Annotated in this window: 21 protein-coding genes; all 21 read left to right on the plus strand. The window is 47.1% G+C overall.

The window, feature by feature from the left end:
* Positions 1–7: 7 nt before the first annotated feature.
* Positions 8–316: an RNase P modulator RnpM gene (rnpM, locus tag AC3RCI_RS11290; protein ID WP_095287722.1), complete on the plus strand. Its 309-nt coding sequence runs from the start codon at positions 8–10 to the stop codon at positions 314–316.
* Positions 306–635, plus strand: a complete 330-nt coding sequence (locus tag AC3RCI_RS11295) for a L7Ae/L30e/S12e/Gadd45 family ribosomal protein (RefSeq protein WP_170948040.1) — start codon at positions 306–308, stop codon at positions 633–635. Before rnpM ends, AC3RCI_RS11295 begins: the two co-directional genes overlap by 11 nt.
* Positions 628–3,228, plus strand: coding sequence for a translation initiation factor IF-2 (gene infB / locus AC3RCI_RS11300; RefSeq protein ID WP_492529003.1), 2,601 nt, complete (start codon positions 628–630; stop codon positions 3,226–3,228). The genes AC3RCI_RS11295 and infB overlap by 8 nt, the downstream gene beginning before the upstream one ends.
* 25 nt (positions 3,229–3,253) lie before the next feature.
* Positions 3,254–3,613, plus strand: coding sequence for a 30S ribosome-binding factor RbfA (gene rbfA / locus AC3RCI_RS11305; RefSeq protein WP_095358595.1), 360 nt, complete (start codon positions 3,254–3,256; stop codon positions 3,611–3,613).
* A gap of 19 nt (positions 3,614–3,632) precedes the next feature.
* The gene (locus tag AC3RCI_RS11310) at positions 3,633–4,610 is read left to right on the plus strand and encodes a DHH family phosphoesterase (protein ID WP_492472419.1); all 978 of its coding nucleotides are present in this window, start codon (positions 3,633–3,635) and stop codon (positions 4,608–4,610) included.
* Positions 4,604–5,527, plus strand: a complete 924-nt coding sequence (truB, locus tag AC3RCI_RS11315; RefSeq protein ID WP_127536234.1) for a tRNA pseudouridine(55) synthase TruB — start codon at positions 4,604–4,606, stop codon at positions 5,525–5,527. The genes AC3RCI_RS11310 and truB overlap by 7 nt, the downstream gene beginning before the upstream one ends.
* Positions 5,528–5,597: 70 nt before the next feature.
* Positions 5,598–6,536 (plus strand): bifunctional riboflavin kinase/FAD synthetase, encoded by a 939-nt coding sequence (locus AC3RCI_RS11320; RefSeq protein ID WP_492472417.1) that lies wholly within the window; start codon positions 5,598–5,600, stop codon positions 6,534–6,536.
* A gap of 159 nt (positions 6,537–6,695) precedes the next feature.
* Complete coding sequence (gene rpsO / locus AC3RCI_RS11325; protein ID WP_056700672.1) at positions 6,696–6,965, plus strand: 30S ribosomal protein S15; 270 nt, start codon at positions 6,696–6,698, stop codon at positions 6,963–6,965.
* Between the two features lie 233 nt (positions 6,966–7,198).
* Entirely contained in the window at positions 7,199–9,301 is a 2,103-nt protein-coding gene (pnp, locus tag AC3RCI_RS11330; RefSeq protein WP_336779650.1) for a polyribonucleotide nucleotidyltransferase, read from the plus strand.
* A gap of 176 nt (positions 9,302–9,477) precedes the next feature.
* Positions 9,478–10,473: a polysaccharide deacetylase family protein gene (locus AC3RCI_RS11335; protein ID WP_193721903.1), complete on the plus strand. Its 996-nt coding sequence runs from the start codon at positions 9,478–9,480 to the stop codon at positions 10,471–10,473.
* 94 nt (positions 10,474–10,567) lie between these two features.
* On the plus strand, positions 10,568–11,851 hold the full coding sequence (locus AC3RCI_RS11340) for a M16 family metallopeptidase (protein WP_492529005.1): 1,284 nt from the start codon (positions 10,568–10,570) through the stop codon (positions 11,849–11,851).
* A complete protein-coding gene (gene dut, locus AC3RCI_RS11345) occupies positions 11,811–12,257 on the plus strand; it encodes a dUTP diphosphatase (RefSeq protein WP_170948039.1) in 447 nt (148 codons plus the stop codon). Before AC3RCI_RS11340 ends, dut begins: the two co-directional genes overlap by 41 nt.
* 139 nt (positions 12,258–12,396) lie before the next feature.
* Positions 12,397–13,296 carry a dipicolinate synthase subunit DpsA gene (dpsA, locus tag AC3RCI_RS11350; protein ID WP_492529007.1) on the plus strand — a complete coding sequence of 300 codons (900 nt, stop codon included), beginning with the start codon at positions 12,397–12,399 and terminating at the stop codon, positions 13,294–13,296.
* The gene (locus AC3RCI_RS11355; protein WP_127536229.1) at positions 13,293–13,889 is read left to right on the plus strand and encodes a dipicolinate synthase subunit B; all 597 of its coding nucleotides are present in this window, start codon (positions 13,293–13,295) and stop codon (positions 13,887–13,889) included. Before dpsA ends, AC3RCI_RS11355 begins: the two co-directional genes overlap by 4 nt.
* Positions 13,890–14,306: 417 nt before the next feature.
* Complete coding sequence (gene dapG / locus AC3RCI_RS11360) at positions 14,307–15,524, plus strand: aspartate kinase (RefSeq protein WP_095358586.1); 1,218 nt, start codon at positions 14,307–14,309, stop codon at positions 15,522–15,524.
* A 45-nt stretch (positions 15,525–15,569) separates the two neighbouring features.
* A complete protein-coding gene (gene dapA / locus AC3RCI_RS11365; protein ID WP_127536227.1) occupies positions 15,570–16,448 on the plus strand; it encodes a 4-hydroxy-tetrahydrodipicolinate synthase in 879 nt (292 codons plus the stop codon).
* Between the two features lie 473 nt (positions 16,449–16,921).
* The gene (locus AC3RCI_RS11370) at positions 16,922–18,601 is read left to right on the plus strand and encodes a ribonuclease J (RefSeq protein ID WP_095287708.1); all 1,680 of its coding nucleotides are present in this window, start codon (positions 16,922–16,924) and stop codon (positions 18,599–18,601) included.
* A gap of 283 nt (positions 18,602–18,884) precedes the next feature.
* Complete coding sequence (locus AC3RCI_RS11375; RefSeq protein WP_492529874.1) at positions 18,885–19,592, plus strand: ClpP family protease; 708 nt, start codon at positions 18,885–18,887, stop codon at positions 19,590–19,592.
* Positions 19,589–19,819, plus strand: coding sequence for a YlzJ-like family protein (locus tag AC3RCI_RS11380; protein WP_095287706.1), 231 nt, complete (start codon positions 19,589–19,591; stop codon positions 19,817–19,819). Before AC3RCI_RS11375 ends, AC3RCI_RS11380 begins: the two co-directional genes overlap by 4 nt.
* A gap of 90 nt (positions 19,820–19,909) precedes the next feature.
* Complete coding sequence (locus AC3RCI_RS11385; RefSeq protein WP_492529010.1) at positions 19,910–22,639, plus strand: FtsK/SpoIIIE family DNA translocase; 2,730 nt, start codon at positions 19,910–19,912, stop codon at positions 22,637–22,639.
* A gap of 189 nt (positions 22,640–22,828) precedes the next feature.
* Entirely contained in the window at positions 22,829–23,656 is an 828-nt protein-coding gene (gene sleB / locus AC3RCI_RS11390; RefSeq protein ID WP_154893568.1) for a spore cortex-lytic enzyme, read from the plus strand.
* Positions 23,657–23,697 lie beyond the last annotated feature (41 nt).

Below are 23,697 nucleotides of genomic sequence, written 5' to 3' on the forward strand. Positions count from 1 at the left end.
CTAACGTATGAAGCAGAAAAAAGTACCGCTGCGCAAATGTGTGGCGTGTCAAGAAATGATGCCCAAAAAGCAACTGATCCGTATCGTTAAAACGCCAGAGGATGAAGTGCTGATCGATTTGACTGGCAAAAAGTCCGGACGTGGCGCTTATTTATGCGGCAAGGAATCCTGTTTTAAACTTGCACTCAAAAACCGGTCTTTGGATCGGGCGTTGAAGGGCAAGGTTTCACCTGAAATTTACGAGCAATTGGCTGCTGATTTCGCTTCAGTTGAAGATGATTTCATCGCAGCGCAGGAGCGTGATCATGATGAATAACAAAGCGTTGTCTTATCTGGGACTCTCCATGCGTGCAGGCAAACTGGTGACAGGTGAAGAAATCGTGCTCAAGGCGATCCGTTCTTCCGAAGCTAAGATGGTTATTGTTGCGGGTGACGCCTCGGCCAATACACAGAAGAAATTTCGCGACAAATGCGGAACCTACAAAGTTCCGCTGGTGATCGGATTTGACCGGGATAGTCTGGGTTCAAGTATCGGTAAAGAAACGCGGGTTGTTCTTGCGGTAACGGACCGTGGGTTTGCAAAAATGATCTCCAAGCAAGTCGGTATAATGTCGGAGGTGGAGTATATTGAGTAAACAGGAAAACAAGGATAAATTGCGAGTTTATGAATATGCGAAGTCCATTAATATGAGCAGCAAAGAAATTATAACCATTCTTAAAAAACTGGATATTCCCGTAAACAATCATATGAGTGTCATGGAGAATGGTTCAGTGGGTAAGGTGGAACAATTTTTTAAAGATATAAAATCCACTGCAGCATCCAAACAGAGCAGCGAGGCAAAATCAGTCGCTACTTCCTCCGTGCGCAGTGAAAAAACAGTGGACAGCAACAAGCCGGCCGGCGGAGCGAACACGCCGAACAACAGTAATTCATCCGGTAGTCCCGTACAAACAAAAATACAACAGGAAAAGCAGGTAGGTATGAACAATAGACCAAATTCAAACAATAACAACGGCTCCCAAAGACCCAGCGGCCAAGATAGCCGCAACAGAACGAACTCTTCCCAAGGCTCCAGCCAGGGCGGACAAGCAGGTAATCGTTCCAGACCTTCGCAAGGCGGACAAAGCAGTACGGCTTCACGTCCACAAGGCGGAACAAGCAGCACAGCTTCACGTCCACAAGGTTCAGGACAACGTACGAACAACAGTGGTGGCGGTCAAGTGAGAAGTGCTGGACCAAGCAACACTGGTAATAGCGGCAACCGCAGCGGTGGCCAAGGACAGAACCAAGGTCAAGGTCAGCGCAGAGGCGGTCAAGGAAATTCCGGTAATAACAACGGCAATCGTTCAAACAGTGGCGGTGGCGGACGTCGTTACGATGACAACCGTGGCGGCAACTTCCGCGGTAACCGTGGTGGCAAGAACAACCGTAACAGAAACCAGCAGCAGTACCAACAACGCGAGAAAATTGATAACACACCTAAGAAAATCATCGTACGTGGTGATATGACTGTGGGTGAAACAGCGAAGCTGCTTCACAAAGATGCTTCCGAAGTTATCAAGAAACTCATTGGTATGGGTGTTATGGCTACAATTAACCAAGAGCTCGATATCGATACCATTCTTCTGCTCGCAGGTGAATTCGGTGTTGAGGTTGAAGTGAAAATTGTACTTGAAGACGATCGTTTCGAAACTGTGGAAGAGAACGATGATCCTGCGGATCTGCAATCCCGTCCTCCAGTTGTAACGATTATGGGTCACGTTGACCATGGTAAAACAACACTACTTGATGCCATTCGTTCCACGAATGTAACGGGCGGCGAAGCTGGCGGAATCACCCAGCATATCGGTGCCTATCAAGTAGAAATCAACAACAAAAAAATCACGTTCCTGGATACACCGGGTCACGAAGCGTTTACAGCAATGCGTGCTCGTGGTGCACAAGTAACGGATATTACCATCATCGTTGTTGCTGCGGATGACGGCGTTATGCCACAGACTGTTGAAGCTATTAACCACGCAAAAGCAGCGGGTCTGCCTATTATCGTTGCGGTTAACAAAATCGATAAGCCTGGTGCAGATCCGGACAAAGTAAAACAAGAACTGACCAACTATGAACTCGTTCCGGAAGAATGGGGCGGTGACACCATCTTTGTTAACGTTTCGGCGAAACAAAGAATGGGTCTGGAAGGTCTGCTTGAAATGATCCTGCTCGTTGCTGAAGTGAACGAGTACAAAGCGAACCCGGACAAACGTGCCCGTGGTACAGTGATCGAAGCCGAGCTGGATAAAGGACGCGGCCCAGTTGCCCGTATTTTGGTACAGCATGGTACGTTGAAAGTTGGAGATGCCTTTGTAGCAGGTAACTGCTTCGGTCGCGTACGTGCGATGGTGAATGATAAAGGTCGCCGTCTGAAAGAAGCTGGACCTTCTACTCCTGTAGAGATCACAGGGTTGACTGAAGTTCCAGGTGCGGGAGATCCATTCATGGTATTTGAGGATGAGCGTAAAGCTCGTTCAATCGCTGATAAACGTGCGATCACGCAACGTGAATCCGATTTGGGTACCAACACACGTGTAACACTGGACGATCTGTTCCAACACATCAAAGATGGTGAAATCAAAGATCTGAATGTCATTATTAAAGGTGACGTTCAAGGTTCTGTTGAAGCATTGAAGGGTTCACTTGCAAAAATCGAGGTTGAAGGCGTGCGCGTGAAGATCATTCATAGCGGTGCTGGTGCAATTACCGAATCCGACATCATCTTGGCAGCGGCATCCAATGCCATCGTGATCGGTTTCAACGTTCGTCCTGATAATCAGGCGAAAGTAACTGCAGATCAAGAGCAAGTAGACATTCGTCTTCACCGTGTCATCTATAGCGTAATCGAAGAGATTGAACAGGCGATGAAAGGAATGCTTGATCCGATCTACAAAGAAAATGTAATCGGTCATGCTGAAGTTCGCAGCACGTTCAAAATCAGTAAAGTGGGTACCATTGCAGGATGTATGGTTACCTCCGGCAAAATTACGCGCTCAGCGGAAGCACGCTTGATTCGTGATGGCATTGTTCTTTACGAAGGTAAGCTTGATTCACTGAAACGTTACAAAGATGATGCCAAAGAAGTAGCTCAAGGCTACGAATGTGGTATCACTCTTGATAACTATAACGATCTCAAAGAAGGCGACGTTATCGAAGCCTTTGTTATGGAGACGGTACAACGATAAGCAAGGAAGCATGAGGTGAACAACTATGGCCAAGATTCGTACAGGTAGAGTGGGCGAGCAGATCAAGAAAGAATTGAGCGTGCTCATCCAGTCCGAACTGAAAGATCCACGTATCGGCTTCATTACCGTAACAGGTGTCGACGTGACTAACGACTTGTCGCAAGCCAAAGTTTATCTGAGTGTCTTCGGTGAACAGGAGCAAAAGGATAACTCGCTTAAAGCACTCGATAAAGCAAATGGATTTTTGCGTTCCGAGCTGGGCAAGCGAATTAGACTTCGCCATGTACCTGAATTGATATTCAAGATCGACGAATCGATCGCTTATGGTAGCCGTATTGAGAAGCTGCTTGGCGACATCGGTACCGACAAGAACGAATCCCAGTAACAGCATAAAGGAGACGGCAATGCACACTTATGAACAGGCGCTTCAGGCAGGAAAGCAATTTCTGCTGGAGCATGATGATTACCTGGTCGTGTCGCATGTACAGCCGGACGGTGACGCAGTCAGCTCGACGGTAACAGTGGGCTGGCTGCTGTCATGTCTGGGGAAGACATTCACGATGATTAATGAAGGTGAGATTCCGCAGCGGATGCGTTTTTTGTGGGGCGCAGACGAAATCGTGAACATGACCGAACAACCACCGCAGCGTAAATATAAAGCAGTGATTTGTGTAGACTGTGCAGACTTTGCAAGAGTGGGCCTAACTCGCCATTATTTCGAAGAAGATGCTGTTATTCTAAATATTGATCACCACCCCACCAATGATGCTTATGGAACGGTTAATATCATTAAGCCGGATGCGGCAGCTACTGCAGAGATCCTGTTTGATTTTGTAAACTTGTTCCCGGTGACGTTGAATCAAGATGCTGCAACGGCTATATATACAGGGTTGCTTACGGATACAGGCGGATTCCGGTACGCGAATACCAGTCCAAATGTAATGTCAACCGCATCCAAATTGCTTGAGCATGGTGTAAATGGACCGTACCTTGCACAAATTTTGCTTGAACAGGTTACGCTTCCCCAAGTTCGGATATTGAATCAGGCACTTTCAAGTCTGCAGATGACAGAGGATGGAAAAATTGCCTGGGTGGTTATTACGCCCGAAGATATGATTGCATGTGGAGCGGCCAATGAGGATCTCGAAGGCGTTGTAAACTATCCACGTAATATTCAAGGTGTAGAAGTGGGGATTTTTTTCAAAGTCATCAACAATAACGCAGTAAAAGTGTCTCTGCGGTCGGCAGGTAAAGTCGATGTTGCTGCGCTTGCACAGACATTTGGCGGAGGAGGCCACGTACTGGCTGCCGGGTGTCGTGTGGAAGGTGAGTTGGAAGAAATTGTAGCTAAAGTGCTGAAGCAGGTGAATGCGCAATGGTAAAACCACTTGAAGGAATTTTGCCTGTATACAAGCCGGCAGGATTCACCTCGCATGATGTTGTAGCGAAAATGCGACGCATTCTGAAAATGAAACGTATTGGACACACCGGAACGTTGGACCCACAAGTTACAGGTGTACTTCCGCTGTGCCTTGGACGGGCCACACGGGTAGTCGAATACATGCAGGAACTTCCGAAAGAGTACTTGGCAACACTACGATTGGGTCTGTCTACGGACACGGAGGATCTGACAGGTGAGGTTATTGAACGTTCGGAAGAACCAGTCCAAGTTACCGAAGAACAGGTGCTTGAGGTCCTGAATCAGTTCAAGGGTACGATTTCGCAGGTTCCACCCATGTATTCAGCAGTAAAAGTTGACGGTAAACGTCTGTATGAGCTTGCACGTGAAGGCAAAACAGTGGAGCGAAAGAGCCGTGAGGTTACGATTTACGAGATTGAACTGACCGGAATCGAAACGCATGGCGACACAACAGATATTTCCTTCCGGGCATTATGTTCCAAAGGGACATATATTCGAACATTGTGCGTAGATATCGGCCGAGAACTGGGATACCCATCTACCATGGTACAGCTTGAGCGTACCATTTCTGCGGGAATTACAGCGGATCGGTGCTTGCGATTTGAGGATGTGGAACAGCATATGGCTGCTGGTACGCTGGCTGAAGTTCTGATTTCGGTAGATGATGCCGTTGACTACATGCCTGCCCATAAAGTTCCAGAGGATAACACCAAAGGCGCTCTCCAAGGTCAGAAATTGTCTGCACGTTTATTGGAGCCGCCCGTGGAGCAGCCAGGACTTTTGCGGTTATATGCTCAGGATGGTACATTTCTCGGTATTTTCGAACGGGATGAACATAAACCAACAGTTCGAGCGGTTAAGGTATTTTTACCGGAATAAAGAGGCCTTGAGTTTAGGTTCATGTGATGTTAAGCTCGGTCTATCAAGTGAAATGCAGGTGAATGATTGTATGAAAACCGTAATGCTAACGTATCCGCAGACATTAACTTCCGATGAATTGCGTAGACAACCCCAGGTGCTGGCCATTGGCCAATTTGACGGAATGCATCTCGGACATGCAAGCGTCATTCTGTCAGCTGTCCGCATTGCTCGTGAAAAGGGCATGCAGTCAGCGGTAATGACCTTCCATCCGCATCCGAAGGAAGTCATGCGCAAAGGAGATTATGAAGGTTACTTGACGCCTCTGAGAGATAAGGAAGATATCTTGGCAGAGATGGGCGTTGATGTGTTATATGTTGTGGAGTTTAATGAAGAATTTTCACATTTAGCACCAGAGCAGTTTGTACATGATCTGCTCTTTCCGCTTCAGACACGAACGGCGGTCGTTGGTTTTGACTTCCGTTTTGGTCACAAGGGAGCCGGTGATGAACAGATGCTTCGTTCGCTGGGCAGCAATGAGATGGCTGTGGAAACTGTACCTCCTTTCCTGCTTAATGGCGAGAAGGTTAGCAGTTCTTTAATTCGTGGTTTGCTTAAACGTGGAGAAATGGATGAAGCGAGTCAGTGGCTTGGACGTCCATACAGTATCAGAGGAACCGTTATCCATGGAGAGAAACGCGGCCGGACCATTGGTTTCCCTACTGCCAATCTCGAATTGACAGATCATTATGTGGCACCAGCAAAAGGTGTGTATGCTGTACGCGTATATCATGGGGAACAGTCGTTGCGAGGGGTAATGAACCTCGGTGTGAAGCCTACGTTCCACGATAGTGGGATGAAGCCTACATTTGAAGTACATGTGCTTGATTTTGATGGGCATCTCTATGATGAGGAACTGAAGGTCGAACTGGTTCACTATATTCGGGAAGAACGCAAGTTTGACTCCATCGACGCTTTGATCAACCAGATTCGGGAAGATGCCTTGACTGCTGCAAGACTCTTAGGTTGAAATTCTAAGTAAAATGTATGTTTACATTTACTTTAGTTAGGCAACTATGATATAATGTACTACGTTGTCGTTTTGGACAACAGACAACCTTAGCTTGGTTGCACGCTCTCACCGGCGGTAACGAGGCTAATGGCGATTATAATGAAGGAGGTGAATAGGATGGCATTGACTCAAGAACGTAAACAACAACTGATCGACGAGCACAAAACTCATGAGTCCGATACTGGATCACCTGAGGTGCAAGTTGCTATCCTTACGGAAAACATCAGAAGTTTGACAGACCACTTGCGTACGCATAAGAAAGACCACCACTCACGTCGTGGACTTTTGAAAATGGTAGGTCAACGTCGTAAGCTTTTGGCTTACGTGAAAAACAAAGATGTTAAACGTTACAGCGCATTGATCGAGAAACTCGGATTGCGTCGTTAATTATCGTACATGTTTTCAAAACCAACCTGGCTGTTTTCCGTCGTTCCTCTGTATGGAGGGTGAAGCGGAGTTTACAGCCGGGTTGTTTTGTAGATGAACATGTTGCCATATATTTGTAGATGACAGCTCCGCAAGGAGCTTTTGTTTTGCAAGTTAATGAATGCAGGACAAGCAGGAAATACTGAGAAAATGCAGAATCCATTGTGTTAGGAACGATTAGAAGGAGGGATTTCATGGAAAAGCGTGTTGAAATGCAGCTTGGTGGAAGAACGCTTGTGCTTGAAACAGGACGTTTGGCTAAACAGGCAAATGCTGCTGTTAAAGTAACATACGGAGATACGGTTGTTTTGTGTACCGTTACCGCATCAAGCGAACCGAAAGATCTGGACTTTTTCCCGCTCACGGTGAACTACGAGGAAAGATTGTATGCTGTAGGTAAAATTCCAGGCGGATTCATTAAACGGGAAGGAAGACCAAGCGAGAAAGCCATTCTTGCTAGCCGTCTGACAGACCGTCCAATTCGTCCATTGTTCCCTGAAGGTTTCCGTAATGATGTACAAGTTCTTAACATCGTTATGAGTGTTGATCAGGACTGTGAACCACAGATTGCTGCCATGATCGGTACATCGGCTGCACTGAGCATTTCGGACGTACCATTCAACGGGCCAATTGGTGGCGTAAAAGTTGGACGTATTGATGGGGAATTCATTATCAACCCAACCATTGCACAGCTTGAAGTCAGTGAAATTGAACTCGTTGTTGCTGGAACCAAAGATGCCATCATGATGGTAGAGGCAGAAGCAAACGAAGTTCCGGAAGAAGTCATGCTTGAAGCCATCATGTTCGGACATGATGAAATCAAGAACATTGTGGCTGTCATTGAAGAACTGGTTCAAGTGGCCGGCAAAGAAAAAATGGCTGTAAAACTGCACGCTGTAAATGCTGAAGTGAACAGTGCTGTACGTGAATATGCGAGTGCTCGCTTGGTAGAAGCAGTTAAAATCGCTGAGAAGCATGCTCGTCAAGATGCGATTGATGCAGTGAATGACGAAACTGTTGCTCATTTTGAAGAGCAATACATCGAGAACCCTGAACTGCTCAAAGACGTGAAAGAAGTGCTGCACGACATCGTCAAAGAAGAAGTGCGCCGCTTGATCACACATGATAAGGTTCGTCCGGACGGACGTGGACTTGCTGAGATTCGTCCAATTGAGTGTGATACATCATTGCTGCCGCGTACACATGGTTCCGGTTTGTTCACACGTGGTCAAACACAAGCACTTAGCATTTGTACGTTGGGTGCATTGGGTGATGTTCAGATTTTGGACGGAATCAGCTTGGAAGAAACCAAACGCTTCATGCATCATTACAACTTCCCGCCATTCAGCGTGGGTGAAGCTCGTCCATTGCGTGCTCCAGGCCGTCGTGAGATTGGACATGGTGCATTGGGTGAACGTGCTCTTGCTAAAGTTATTCCTTCGGAGACGGACTTCCCGTACACAATTCGTCTGGTATCAGAAGTATTGGAATCAAACGGATCAACTTCACAAGCAAGTATCTGCGCAAGTACGCTTGCCATGATGGATGCTGGTGTACCAATTAAAGCTCCGGTTGCAGGGGTAGCTATGGGTCTGATTAAAGATGGAGAGCATGTGTCCATTCTTAGTGATATTCAAGGTATGGAAGATCACCTGGGTGACATGGACTTCAAAGTGGCAGGAACACCTGAAGGTGTAACAGCGATCCAGATGGATATTAAAATTGATGGTATTGATCGTCAAATTTTGTCCGAAGCTTTGGCTCAAGCCAAAGAAGGCCGCATGCATATCCTTGGCAAAATGACCGAAGTAATGAAAACACCACGTGAGCAGCTCTCTCAATATGCGCCTAAAATTACGACTATGCATATTAATCCGGATAAAATCCGTGATGTTATCGGTGCTGGTGGTAAAATTATCAATAAAATCATCGAGGAAACTGGTGTTAAAATTGATATTGAACAGGATGGACGCGTATTTATCGCTTCTTCCAACCAGGACATGAACGATAAGGCAAAATCGATTATCGAAGGAATCGTACGTGAAGTGCTGGTCGGCGAGATTTATGTCGGCAAAGTAAAACGTGTTGAGAAATTCGGTGCATTTGTCGAAGTTCTGCCGAACAAAGAGGGTCTGGTTCACATCTCACAACTGTCAACAGAGCGTGTTGCCAAAGTAGAAGATGTTGTAGCCGTAGGTGATTCCATTACCGTTAAAGTAACGGAAATTGACCAACAAGGTCGCATCAACTTGTCCCGCAAAGCAGTATTGACGGCTGAAGCTCCGGCGCAGTCCTAAGCTCTGCCTTAATTTTTACAGATCCATTGAATGAAGAGACAGAATGTGATTTCTGGCTCTTTTTTTAACGCCTAAAATCGGAAACGTTAATGGGTTTCAATAGACTGCCTGAATTTGTTCATATTCTTGCCCTTGTCCTCATATGATGGGGACAAAGACGGCGGGAGGATGGAACTGTGAAAAACCAATCCAAAAAGCTGGTTGCAGTTCTGGCGGGTGTGGCGGCTGTCATACTGGTCGGACAAGTAGGCAGTGTACGTACATACATTACGGAGATTCGGGATGGCCCGGGGACACAGAATGCATTTGATATGTTTCAAGAGGCGACTGGAGAGGATGCCCTGTTGTCGGCGATCCGTGATAAAGCGGCCGAAACAAAAGTAGCCCCGGTCAACGCCAAAGTGGACAGGGTATGGAAGGCAATACCGGGATATAACGGCTTGGAGATTGATGTGGAAGCCACGTATCGCAAGGCACTGGGTGGTAACCTCAATACCAAAATTGCTTATGTTTATCGTCAGGTTGAACCAGAAATCCAGCTCAAGGATCTTGGGGCTCACCCGGTATACCGGGGAAATCCGGCAAAGCCGATGGTCTCGTTTATGATTAATGTGGCTTGGGGGAATGAGTATATTATCCCGATGCTTGACACGCTCGATGCTGAGAAGGTGAAGGCGACCTTTTTTCTGGATGGAAGCTGGTTAAAGAAAAATGCCGAGCTCGCCAAAGAGATTCAGAAACGGGGTCATGAACTGTCCAACCATGCGTACTCTCATCCGAACATGAGTCGATTGAGCGCAGAACGGGCCAGACTTGAGATAAGCAAGACAGAGGATCTACTCAAGGAGACGCTAGGGGTGGAAAACCGCTGGTTTGCTCCCCCGTCAGGTGACTTTAATCAGAAAACCGTAGACATTGCCTCAAGCATGGGGTTGCAAACGGTCCTCTGGACACTGGACACCGTCGATTGGAGAAAGCCAAGTTCAGCTTCCATTGTAAATAAAATTGGGGCAAAAGTGGAAGCGGGTACGTTAATTTTGATGCATCCCACTGCATCCTCTTCAGGAGCGCTGAAAGGCATGATTGAGTCGATTCGTGCGAAAGGCCTCGTTCTTGGTACAGTGAGTGAGACGTTATCTTCGGAACGCATAAAAGCTCCAGCGGTTGAGTGAGCGGCGTTTTTTTGTTAATATCAAACAGTTGGAACCAAATGTCGATTTCGTTTTTGGAGATCAGGGCAATTATAGAGATGTAGGAGGGCCAACCGTGAAAAAAATTCAGCTGGGCAATGGCCTCAGGGTAGTCATGGAACAGATTCCGACCTGTCGTTCCGTGTCTTTTGGTATATGGGTCAAGACAGGATCGCGCAACGAGCAGCCTGTTAACAATGGAGTATCACATTTTATTGAGCACATGTTGTTCAAGGGAACGGATCGTTTCGATGCCAAGGCAATTGCGGAACAGTTTGATGCTATCGGCGGTAACGTGAACGCGTTCACTTCAAAAGAATACACATGTTATTATGCTAAAGTATTGGATGAGCATCTGCCTATCGCTGTAGATGTATTGTCTGACATGTTTTTCCGTTCCAAAATGGATGATGGCGAGCTCATCAAGGAGAAAAATGTCATCCTGGAAGAGATTTCAATGTACGAGGATACCCCGGATGATATGGTACATGATCTGATGGCTACGGCTGCTTATGGAGAGCATCCACTGGCTTACCCGATTTTGGGTACGGAGGAACGACTCAAAGCGATGGGTTCGAACGATCTGCGTGCTTATATGAAAGAGCACTACACCATTGAGAACACAGTGATTAGTATCGCAGGTAATGTTGATGACAGTGTGATTGAGTTGATGGAAAAACACTTTGGATCATTTGACGTTCATGGTGCGGCAGAACAGATCACCGTTCCCAAATTCCAGAGCGGGCAGCTCTTTCACAAGAAGAAAACCGAACAGAATCACATCTGTATTTCGTTCCCGGGCTGCAAAATTGGAGACCCACTGCAGTTCGCCATGGTTGTATTGAACAATGCTATTGGTGGCGGCATGAGCTCCAGACTCTTCCAGGAAATTCGTGAAAAACGCGGACTGGCATACTCCGTATATTCCTATCACAGTTCTCATGCGGACAGTGGTCTGTTCACGATATATGCTGGTACTGCACCAAAACAAACGAAAGAAGTGTTGGACTTGACTAAAGAGGTTCTGCAGGATCTTGCAGTTAACGGTCTGACGGAAGATGAGCTGCGCAAAGGAAAAGAACAGCTGAAGGGAAGTCTGATTCTCAGTTTGGAAAGCACGGGAAGCCGGATGAATCGTTTGGGTAAAAACGAACTGATGCTGGGCAGACACCATACGCTGGATGAAATGATCGCCAAAATTGAACAAGTAACGATGGAAGATATCGATGCTGTACTTGACCTGATGTTCGCGGAGCCGTTTGCGCTTGCTATGGTCGGTGCCTCTGATCGCACCATTGCTGGATTAAGAAGGGATGATTTTGTTGCATTACGTTCAAATTCAAAAGTTACCGGGCAATGAAGATATTAAACTGCCACAAAAAATGTCGGAGCTTGCATCAGGTTTTGATGTAGTTGCTGCGCTTCAGGAGGACGTGGTACTTCAGCCGGGACAGCGCACGCTGATTCCGACAGGTCTGGCTATGGCTATGCCTGCGGGCCTTGAAGCACAGATTCGCCCACGCAGTGGCCTGGCGTTCAAACACGGCATTACCTGTTTAAACACACCGGGTACCATTGATGCGGATTACCGGGGTGAGGTTAAAGTGCTCTTGATTAATCTGGGTCAGGAGCCATTCACGATTGTACGGGGTGAACGCATTGCCCAGATCGTGTTTCAGACTGTGCCTGCTGTTGAACTAACCGAAGTGAGCGAGCTTTCGGAAACGGTTCGCGGCGAAGGTGGATTCGGTCATACCGGAAAATAATAAACGGCTACGAATGATGAAGGGCCTTCCCATGCGGGAAGGCCTTTTTTGTTTGGTGAAGAGATAGGAAATGTTTTCACCCCCCTGTGGGCCCCTGCATACGATAAGGCATACATGTGGTGAAAGGAGTGACGTCCCGATGCTGACCGGAGTCCGGATAGTAGTCCTGGGCGGAGATGCGCGGCAGCTTGAAGTCATTCAAAAATGCGCAGAGCTGGATGCCACAGTGAGTGTGGTCGGTTTCGACAAGCTGGAGCGTTCTATACCGGGGATCGAACATCATGAGCTGGAGGATGAGGTGTTGGCATCTGCGGATGTGCTGGTGCTGCCCGTGGTTGGATGTGATGATCAGGGGAAAGTGAGCACCTCATTCAGTGACTTGCCGATTTTCCTCAAAAAAGAACAGATAGCGGCATTGCCAGAGCATTGTATTGTTTTCACAGGAATGGCAAAGCCATTTTTGCGTGAGTTGTGCGTGGATAACGGCTTGCGGCTTATTGAGGTATTGGATCGTGACGATATTGCGCTCTACAACTCGATACCGACAGCTGAGGGAGCGGTCGCTATGGCGATTCGGGAGACGGACTTCACGATCCACGGGTCGGAATGTATTGTGCTTGGGCTCGGCCGAACAGGATTCACAATGGCGAAAACGCTCCAGGGTCTAGGGGCAAATGTACGGGTGGGAATCAGGCGGGAAGAAGATGCAGCTCGTGCTAACATCATGGGCTGGAAGCCTTTCATGACAACGGATTTGGCCGCTCAAACCGGGGCAATTGACTTGCTTTTTAATACGATACCGACTATGATAATCACAGCACAAATCCTGTCCAGAATGCCGCAAAAAGCAGTCATTATTGACCTCGCATCCGCTCCTGGCGGCTGCGATTTCAGATATGCTGAAAAACGCGGCATTAAGGCGCTTCTAGCGCCAGGCCTCCCCGGCATTGTTGCTCCCAAAACGGCTGGCGGCATTATTGCCGACGTGTTGATCCGTTTGCTTTTGGAAGAACAAAACGCACGGGAGGTTGAACTATGAACTGGAAGGGTAAAACGGTAGGTTATGCGATTACAGGTTCTCATTGTACGTTTGAAGAGGTTATGCCGGTAATTAGCCGGTTTGTGACTGAGGGCGCAAATGTTATTCCGATTATTTCCAATTCGGTATTAACAACGGATACACGCTTTGGTACGGCTCAGAACTGGCAAAAACAGTTGAAAGATATAACCGGTAATGATATCATTTCTACAATTGTTGAGGCGGAACCGCTCGGGCCAGCCAAATTGCTTGATGTGCTCGTGATTGCTCCCTGCACAGGGAACACCACCAGTAAGCTGGCTAATGCGATGACCGATAGCCCTGTGCTGATGGCAGCCAAAGCCCAGATGCGGAATCAGCGTCCGGTAGTGCTTGCCATCTCCACAAATGATGGTCTGGGACTGAATGCCGCGAACATCGCCAAACTGCTTGTGGCAAAATATATGTACTTTGTACCGTTCGGGCAGGATGATCCGGTGAAGAAACCAAACTCGTTAGTAGCAAAAATGGAACTTATTCCGGAGGCATGCTGGAGTGCACTGGAAGGTAAACAGTTACAGCCAATGATTGTGGAACGTTCTGCACAGGCGTAATCGTTTATTAACCAAGTTTAACGAATGCTTACGGGTTTGATTTCACAGTGGAGAAGTTCCAGGATAACGGTTATACGCATGAAGAATTGAACTTGGTTAGGGTAGACAAAGAAAATCATGGGGGACGATATGTCGGAAGTTTAACAGCTTTCTGTGTACGCGTTCCTGTCGTTGAAGGGCATTCCTGCTTGCAGTGAAATGATCGCAAGCGGGATGCGTTCATGAAGATATGCATGTCGTGATCGGTGTACAACCGAGCTTCAGTTTGTGAATTGCTTTGAGCAATCTACAGAGGAAAAACGGCATATAATGTCGTAATCATTGCTGAATTTATTGCATCGGAACGCTCCCTGGGTTGATCCATTTGTTGATTTGACCGTGTCCAGTCTTCTTGCGTACACAAATGGAGGAATTAAGATGCGTATCATGGTACAGAAATTTGGAGGCACGTCACTCTCTACAGTTCAGGCGAGAGAGCACGTGCTCCGTCATATTAAACGTGAACTTGAGGCAGGACTTAGTCTTGTCATTGTTGTGTCCGCTATGGGCCGCCGGGGTGAACCTTATGCTACAGATACACTGCTCGACTGGGCTGCACAAAATGGTAATTCGCTGTCTGCACGTGAAAAGGATTTATTGTTGTGCTGCGGTGAAATCATATCAGCTACAACGCTCAGCAGTCTTCTGGAACATGAAAACATTCCCACAACTGTACTGACTGGTGCGCAGGCAGGCTTTGTGACGGACGACAATTTCGGGAATGCCCGGATTTTGGATGTCCGTCCTGTTCGTGTGCTGGAGGAGCTTCAAAAAAATCGTGTTGTTATTGTTACTGGTTTCCAAGGGCAGACAGAGAGCGGGGACTTTACCACTTTAGGCCGTGGGGGTAGTGATACATCAGCGACGGCACTTGGGGCTGCTCTTCATGCAGAGATGGTGGATATCTATACGGATGTAAACGGCATTCTGACTGCCGATCCGCGAATTGTAGAGGATGCACGTCCGTTAACTGTGGTGAGTTATGCGGAGATCTGTAATATGGCGCATCATGGGGCCAAGGTTATTCACCCCCGAGCAGTTGAAATTGCAATGCAATCGCAAATTCCTGTACGTGTGCGTTCCACTTTTGCAGACAGCGAAGGAACCCTTGTTACCCATCCGGAAGGCTTCCAGGATGTGCAGACAGGCATAGTAGATCGTTATGTGACGGGGATTGCTTACGTTAGCAATGTTACCCAAATCACAGTAGATGTACCTGGAGGCGCAGATCGGCTGCAGCTGAAAGTCTTCAAAACCATGGCTGAAAATTCGATTAGTGTTGATTTTATTAATGTTACCCCTTCAGGAGTCGTCTATACGGTATTTGACAGTGACTCTGAAAAAGCAATTCAAGTATTGCAAGAGATTGGTCTTAAACCTCAAAGTCTGTCCGGCTGTGCCAAAGTTTCGGTGATCGGCGGTGGAATTAACGGTGTGCCTGGCATCATGGCAAGAATCGTTGAATCGTTAACACTGGCTGACATTCAGATTTTGCAATCGGCAGATTCGAACACAACCATCTGGGTACTTGTAAAAAAAGAAGATATGGTTCAGGCCCTGAGGGCGCTTCATACCTCATTCGAACTTCATCTGTAAATAGAAGCGATCGGAGCCAGACCTGTTTTGAAGGAGGAAATCGAATTGGACTTTGGAAGATTGATTACAGCAATGGTCACTCCGTTCAACGAACAGGGGGAGATTCATTGGGAGGAAACTGCAAGGCTTATAGACTATTTAATTGCAGATCAAAAATCTGAAGCACTTGTGGTGTCCGGTACGACCGGTGAATCTCCTACACTTAGCGACAGTGAGAAGGTGCAGCTTTTTGAGTTTGCAGTAAAGCATGCTGCAGGAAGATGCAAAATCATTGCCGGAACAGGGTCTAACAATACTGCCCATTCGATCCATCTGACTCAAGAAGCTGAACGTGTCGGCGTGGATGGGGTCCTTTTGGTCGTTCCTTATTACAACAAACCAAGCCAGGAAGGCATGTTCCAACATTTTGAAGCCATCGCGAGCTCAACCAAACTGCCTGTGATGCTATATAACGTACCAGGGCGTACCTCGGCCTGCTTGTCTGCGGCCACAACGCTTCGCCTGGCTCAGATACCGAATATCGTGGCTACAAAAGAATGTGCTTCTTTGGAGCATGTGACTCTCGTCGCTGCAGGTGCACCCGATCACTTTAAAGTATATACGGGAGACGATGCCTCAGGCTTACCAGCGATCACGGTAGGCGCATACGGCATTGTTAGCGTCGCGAGCCATGTGGTTGGTTCAGAGATGAAGCAGATGATTGATTCCTTTGTCGCCGGAGACACTCAAAAGGCAACGAAGTTGCATCAGCAGCTTTTCCCGGTGTTCAAAGGTTTGTTTGAGTGTCCTCAGCCTTTGCCGAACCCGGTTGCAGTGAAATATGCACTGACGTTACGTGGGATGAATGTGGGTTCTGTACGTCTACCGCTCATTGCTCCAACCGAAGACGAGCAGGGCTTTATCCGTGCCTTGTTTAATGAATAGCAGGCACATGTCTTGAATTTATTAATTGTGGTAACCTGTTTTAAACAGACAAGAACCGCTCTTCTGCGAAAGAAGAAGCGGTTCTTTTTTCGCTTTTTTGGGTTGTTTCAACCTTGCTGATAAAGGGAAACCTAGGGCTCAACGACAGAGTGACTTGTTTTTTTTGTTTTTAATCATGTATAATGATGTCAAGTGACTGGGTGCGGTATTTTTTTGAAATTGAAAGCGACATCGTTTCGAGATGTGGCTTTGCGGTGAAAAGGGAAGGAACGGCTAAGAAGGAATCATTTCAAATCCAACTTGTTGGTGAAGGGGAATTACTTCGAAGAACTTCTTCCAAATATCGTGAATAAAGGTGTTCTTTTGCATACATGCCTATCTATTGGTTTGTCATGTGAAGATTACTTTTTTAACTTACAATAAATAAAATAATAAGGTACGACGTCCAACTACCATAGGAGGTTCAGATTCATTTGTCTAAGAAAAATAATAACGATAAACTGATGATTTTTGCACTGGGCGGCGTAGGCGAGATTGGTAAAAATATGTATGTCATCCAATACGCTAACGACATTGTAGTCGTAGATGCTGGCCTTAAATTCCCTGAAGAAGATATGCTTGGAATTGACATTGTCATTCCTGACATTTCGTACTTGACTGAGAACCGTGACAAAGTAAGAGGTATCATTTTGACTCACGGTCACGAAGATCATATCGGTGGATTGCCGTATGTTCTGAAACACCTTAACGTTCCTGTATACGGAACCAAGCTGACACTCGGACTGGTGGAAAACAAGCTGAAAGAAGCCAATTTGCTGGGTGAAACAAAACGCATTCTGATTGATGCTGATTCCGAGATCCAACTTGGATCGGTATTGAAAGCAACTTTCTTTGCTACTAACCATAGTATTCCGGATTCCGTTGGTGTATGTGTTGAAACACCAGAAGGTGCTGTAGTTCACACAGGTGACTTCAAATTCGACCACACACCAGTCAATGGTCAATATGCGGATCTTCAACGTATGGCACAGATCGGTACAAATGGCGTGCTTGCGCTTTTGTCTGACAGTACCAATGCCGAGAAACCAGGCTTTACGCCTTCCGAGAAAAATGTTGGTATCGTTCTGGAAGATATCTTCCGTAAAGCGAGCCAGCGCGTTGTTGTGGCTACCTTTGCTTCCAACGTACACCGGATTCAACAGGTCATTAATGCAGCAGAAGTGACTGGCCGCAAAGTGGCTGTCATTGGACGCAGCATGGTGAATGTTGTAGGTATTGCTTCGGATTTGGGCTATCTGGATATTCCGGACGGCATGATCATTGAACCTGAAGAAGTTGGTAAAATGGCTGCTGACCGTGTTGTTATTCTCTGCACAGGAAGTCAAGGCGAGCCAATGTCTGCATTGACTCGGATGGCTCGTTCTACTCATCGTAAAGTAGACATTCTTCCTGGAGACACAGTTATTATCGCAGCAACACCGGTACCAGGTAATGAGAAGTATGTGGGCCGTACCATTGATGAACTGTTCCGTCTCGGAGCTAATGTGCATTATAGTGGTGCGAACAGCGGTGTACACGTATCCGGACACGGTAGCCAGGAAGAGCTCAAACTGATGCTTAACCTGATGAAGCCTAAATTCTTCCTGCCAATTCACGGGGAGTTCCGTATGCAGCGCCGCCACGCCGTTCTTGCTGAATCTGTAGGTATCGACCCTGATAACATCTTCATCACAGATATTGGTGAAGTGGTTGAGATTCAAGGCGGAGCAGCACGCAAGGCGGGTAAAGTTACTGCAGGCAACGTACTGATCGACGGATTGGGTGTAGGCGATGTAGGTAACATCGTATTGCGTGATCGCAAACTGTTATCCCAAGATGGTATTCTTGTCGTTGTAGTTACTCTGAGCAAACAGGATGGTAAAATTGTATCCGGTCCGGATATCATCTCCCGTGGATTTGTATACGTACGGGAATCCGAAGGATTGCTTGATGAAGCCAACCGTATTGTCAGCAGCACTCTGCAAAAGTTGATGAGTGAGAACGTAAACGAATGGGCTTCACTCAAAACGAATGTAAAAGACGCACTGGGACGCTTCCTGTATGAGCAAACTCGTCGCAGACCGATGATTTTGCCAATTATCATGGAAGTTTAAAATACATTAAAATCATATATTCAGGCACACAGTCGCCCCTGATCTACGAGTAATATTGGACGGTTCCTCGTAGATCAGGGGCTTTTTTTGTTTTTTTACAGATTGGATTCATGGAGGGTGTGAGGGATTTTTGGTAACTCATTGGGTATAAGTAGACTGGGAAATTCCCCATACTAAGGAATACATTAAAATGGTTATGGGGAAGGGGATTAATCTAATGAGTGAGTATATAAATGGCAAACAGACATCCAAGTCGAATCAACCCGAGACAGAGACACGAGGCATGCCTGCACAAGAGGACAAAGGATTGGCTCCCGTTACAGAGGCCATCCAGCAGTTCGGACAGACTCAGTCACCTGCAGGAGAGTCCAATATTTTCTGTATGACGATTATTGGACAGGTCGAAGGTCACTTGATTCTGCCTCCGCAAAACAAAACCACGAAGTACGAGCATATTATCCCTCAATTGGTTGCTGCTGAACAGAATCCCCGGATTGAAGGCATCCTGATCATTCTGAACACCGTGGGAGGAGACGTGGAGGCAGGGCTCGCCATTGCCGAGATGATTGCTTCTCTGAGCAAGCCTACCGTTACCGTTGTTATAGGGGGTGGACACAGCATAGGGGTTCCTATCGCAGTAGCTTCCACTTATTCATTGATTGCCGGAAGTGCAACAATGACGATCCATCCCATCCGGATGAACGGACTAGTCATTGGTGTTCCTCAAACATTTGAATATATGGAGAAAATGCAGGAACGAGTTGTTCGCTTTGTCACCACGCATTCAAATATTTCGGAGGACATGTTCAAAGAACTTATGTTTAAGACAGGGGAATTAAACCGGGATATCGGTACTGCCGTTGGGAGTGCTGATGCAGTCAAATACGGATTAATGGATGCGGTTGGTGGTATTGGACAAGCCATTGCCCAGCTGAACAAACTTATGGGAGACAAGAGACAGACCCTACAGGCAGGAGGGCTTACACAATGACCATGTATACTGTAATGCCGCCGGAGCATCTCTGGTCGGGGATGTGGAATGAAGGGGAGGATACGCGTGAAGTCAAAATCAACGGTTTATTGATGCAGATCAGACCGGTTAGTGAGAGCGAAGCTGTTATCGTGCGTCTGCTTGACTGCCCGCTAGAAGCGTACCTTGATCCCGCCAATATGCCTGGCTCCAAAGTTCCTCTTTCAGGTAACCCGGGACCAACATAACATGACGAAAAAAGACAAATAGGGCAAGAAAAGAACATATGTACGGATTATATTTGTATGGTATAATATTCTTCTGGGGGTGACCTGATTTTGGCCAGAAGAAAAAAGAAGAAGAAAAAAGGCGCTGCGTTCAGCGGCGTTTTAAAATATGAAATCTATGGTATTGTGCTCATTACTCTGGCGGTTATCGCCCTATCCGGAGAAGCAACGGTAGGACGTTCACTATCCAAAATGTTCGGATTAATGCTAGGGAAGTTCTATTTTGCCATTCCGCTGGTCGGGATCTACTACGGTTTGATGGTTATGATTCATCGAAAGTGGCCAAGCGGTTGGACTACTCGCAAGACCGGACTTGTTCTTCTGGTTTTTGCGTTAACGTTAATGAGTACCGTATCTGCAATGCATCAGAAGCTTATCCCTGTGGGTGCTCTCGAGCCTGGAGCGGTTATTACACAAGTACATAATGATATGCAGACCGAACTGCTTCAGCCTGCCCCAGGTGAACGTGATTCCATGTTGAATAAGGACATAAGTGGCGGCTACATTGGGGCTGCTCAGTTTGCTCTGTTCCTGTGGTTGTTCGGCAGTCTTGGCGCACGTTTGATCATGATCGTGATGTTTATTATCAGTTTCATGCTGATTACGAATCTGTCCTATGTCGATCTGGTGCGTATATTCAGAACCAAGGTATGGGATGCCGGCAGTTCGATCTACAAAAAGCTGGAGTCCAGACCATCAGCACGGTCTGCTGCAACTTCCTCGGGAAAAAAAGGTGGGGCAGCACGTAAAGTGGTTCCTATTCCGGCGGATATCGAAGAGGATGAAGAGGATGATTTGGAAGAGATGCATCTTCCCAAGCGGAAAGCACCCATTTTCTTTCAATTGTTTGGTAAGTGGGGTGCGGATCGGGAAACCAAATCAGACCGAGAGATGGAGCAGGAGCAGCCAACGGCAGCAGAGCAAGTGTTATATCGCGCTGAGCCGGATCATTTCGAAGAATCATGGAATGAAGAGCCATCATTTGTCTCAGATGTTCCAGCCTCTGCTGGAAGGACGGCTGCACCGAAAACCAGTTCAGCTCCGATTATTCGTGATTTCTTCGAACACGTCAGATCAGAGGATCATGTAAAGGATGACGATTTGGACGATGCGTATCCGTTTCCTGAGGACATTTCAGATTCCCGCCAGGAAGACGACATTCCGATTAAAATTAGTGATGAACTGGTAGATGGAGCAGATTGGCCTGTAAACGAGGCGGGTGCTGATGACCTGAGTGAGATGGAGAACAGCACGGAAGGACAAGCTGTTGGGTTAAATGATTCATCTTCGGTGATAGGCGGTCAAGGTGTTGAGGGGCAGGAGATGGAGCCTGTTAAACCGCCTCCACCACCTCCGAAGCCATATAAACTCCCTTCGTTCCGCCTGCTTGCTAAGCCTAATAACGGCGGTAAGGGTGGGGATCAAAAAGATTATATGCAAACTGCCCGGAAGCTTGAAGCCACATTGGAAAGCTTCGGTGTGCGGGCGAAAGTGCTTGAAGTTGTTAGAGGACCAGCAGTTACGCGTTATGAGATTCAGCCGGATATAGGTGTAAAAGTTAGCCGAATTGTAAGTTTGACAGATGATATTGCACTGGCATTAGCGGCCAAGGATATTCGGATGGAAGCACCAATTCCGGGTAAATCAGCAATCGGTATTGAAGTGCCTAACGGTGAAGTTTCCGTTGTAACGATGCGTGAGGTTATGGAAACATCCACGTTTCAGGATGCAGAATCCAAAGTGACTATTGCATTTGGACGGGATATTTCCGGTCAGACCATCATCGGCAACCTTGCTCGTATGCCCCATTTGCTTGTTGCAGGTGCTACGGGTTCTGGTAAATCGGTATGTATTAACGGGATTATCACAAGTATTCTGTACAAAGCGAAACCGGATGAAGTTAAATTTTTGATGGTCGACCCGAAAATGGTTGAGCTTAATGTATACAATGGCATTCCTCATCTGATGGCTCCGGTAGTTACGGATCCCAAGAGAGCCTCGCTGGCCCTCAAAAAGATTGTGGTCGAGATGGAGAAAAGGTATGAGCTGTTCTCCAAATCGGGTACACGGAACGTCGAAGGTTACAACAACCTGATGAAGGATAACCCGGCAGCCGTGTTGCCATACATCGTTGTTATTGTGGACGAGCTTGCGGATCTGATGATGGTTGCAGCCGGGGATGTGGAAGATGCCATTGCCCGTCTTGCGCAAATGGCGCGTGCAGCCGGAATCCATCTCATAATCGCCACGCAGCGGCCTTCCGTAGATGTCATTACAGGTGTCATCAAAGCCAATATCCCTTCCCGGATCGCATTCGGTGTGTCTTCACAGGTGGACTCCCGGACGATCTTAGATATGGGTGGAGCCGAGAAATTGCTGGGTCGCGGCGATATGCTGTTCATGCCAATGGGGGCTTCCAAGCCTGTACGGGTGCAGGGAGCTTTCATGAGTGATGAAGAAGTTGAAAATATTGTTAATTATGTGCGTGGACAAGGCGAAGCCCAGTACGATGAATCAATTGTTCCTGAAGTCGATGACTCCGTTCAAGCGGCAGATGAAGTACAGGATGAACTGTACGAGCAGGCTGTGCAAATTATATTGGAAGCGAAGCAAGCTTCCGTATCCTTGCTTCAGCGGCGCATGCGTGTAGGTTATACTCGCGCTGCACGTCTGATCGACTCAATGGAGGCTCGTGGCGTTATTGGCCCGTATGAGGGCAGTAAGCCTAGGGAGGTTCTAATTTCGCTGGAACAATATCAACAAAACAAAATAAGTTCTTAAGTACCATGAAGAAAAGTATCTATGCATGCCCCTGACAATAAGTTGGGGGCTTTTTTGTTGTTGAGGATCGTTGAGGTTTTGCCATGTTGTCCAATGATCGGATGATTTGGTGCATAGGAAGCAAGCAGGCTTGTCATAATAACGTTAGCGATTCTGTTAATCCCACAAGAGAAAGGTAGAGCACAGTCGATGCGAAAAATGAACATATGGCTTTTCACTGCGATCTTGCTGATGTCTGCATTGGGAATTCGTTATTTGCTCCCTGACCATTCGGCAACCCAAGAATCCAAACCAAATCCTTCCCAGGTGGAAGAGAAATCGCTGCCCACCTTCAGCAGCAACACCGTGCAATATGGAAGTTATGGGCAGGATGTATACGAGCTACAAGGCAGACTGAAGTACTTAGGTTTTTACAATGGTAAAATCGATAGTAACTTTGGCAGCAGCACGCTAAAATCCGTAAAGTGGTTTCAATCTGAATTCGGTATGAAAGCGGATGGTGTGGTTGGCGCTAAAACTAAACTGAGATTGTACAATGCAACTAAACAATGGTCCCCGACCGAGCCTCCACTGCACAAGGAATCGTCAGGCCAGGGTACGGACAAAACTGATAATGCAAACAAAGAGCAGGACAATATGGGTTCCGCCAATTCCATGGGCTTATCTGAGAATGAAATTAAGATCATGGCCAATGCAGTATATGGCGAATCCCGGGGAGAACCCTTTGAAGGTCAGGTTGCTGTAGCAGCAGTCATATTGAACCGCGTTAAATCACCGAGTTTTCCAAATACACCATCCGGCGTCATTTTCCAGCCCGGTGCATTTACCGCTGTAGCTGACGGGCAGATCTATCTGGAACCCAATGCTCAGGCCCGTAAAGCGGTTGAGCAGGCAATGAATGGCTGGGACCCATCCGGCGGCTGCCTGTATTACTTCAATCCCAAGACGGCTACTTCCAAGTGGATCTGGACCCGTCCTCAGGTGAAAACAATCGGGCAGCATATCTTTTGTATGTGATGATGTTGGAAGCAACCAGAAGACGCGTCTTCGGTTGCTTC

The organism is Paenibacillus sp. MT124 (assembly GCF_058792755.1).

Bases quoted from the DNA above. Each gene is read 5' to 3' on its own strand.
- rnpM (WP_095287722.1), top strand. From the start codon at position 8: ATGAAGCAGAAAAAAGTACCGCTGCGCAAATGTGTGGCGTGTCAAGAA.
- AC3RCI_RS11295 (WP_170948040.1), top strand. From the start codon at position 306: ATGATGAATAACAAAGCGTTGTCTTATCTGGGACTCTCCATGCGTGCA.
- rbfA (WP_095358595.1), top strand. From the start codon at position 3,254: ATGGCCAAGATTCGTACAGGTAGAGTGGGCGAGCAGATCAAGAAAGAA.
- AC3RCI_RS11310 (WP_492472419.1), top strand. From the start codon at position 3,633: ATGCACACTTATGAACAGGCGCTTCAGGCAGGAAAGCAATTTCTGCTG.
- truB (WP_127536234.1), top strand. From the start codon at position 4,604: ATGGTAAAACCACTTGAAGGAATTTTGCCTGTATACAAGCCGGCAGGA.
- AC3RCI_RS11320 (WP_492472417.1), top strand. From the start codon at position 5,598: ATGAAAACCGTAATGCTAACGTATCCGCAGACATTAACTTCCGATGAA.
- rpsO (WP_056700672.1), top strand. From the start codon at position 6,696: ATGGCATTGACTCAAGAACGTAAACAACAACTGATCGACGAGCACAAA.
- pnp (WP_336779650.1), top strand. From the start codon at position 7,199: ATGGAAAAGCGTGTTGAAATGCAGCTTGGTGGAAGAACGCTTGTGCTT.
- dpsA (WP_492529007.1), top strand. From the start codon at position 12,397: ATGCTGACCGGAGTCCGGATAGTAGTCCTGGGCGGAGATGCGCGGCAG.
- AC3RCI_RS11355 (WP_127536229.1), top strand. From the start codon at position 13,293: ATGAACTGGAAGGGTAAAACGGTAGGTTATGCGATTACAGGTTCTCAT.
- dapG (WP_095358586.1), top strand. From the start codon at position 14,307: ATGCGTATCATGGTACAGAAATTTGGAGGCACGTCACTCTCTACAGTT.
- AC3RCI_RS11375 (WP_492529874.1), top strand. From the start codon at position 18,885: ATGCCTGCACAAGAGGACAAAGGATTGGCTCCCGTTACAGAGGCCATC.
- AC3RCI_RS11380 (WP_095287706.1), top strand. From the start codon at position 19,589: ATGACCATGTATACTGTAATGCCGCCGGAGCATCTCTGGTCGGGGATG.
- sleB (WP_154893568.1), top strand. From the start codon at position 22,829: ATGCGAAAAATGAACATATGGCTTTTCACTGCGATCTTGCTGATGTCT.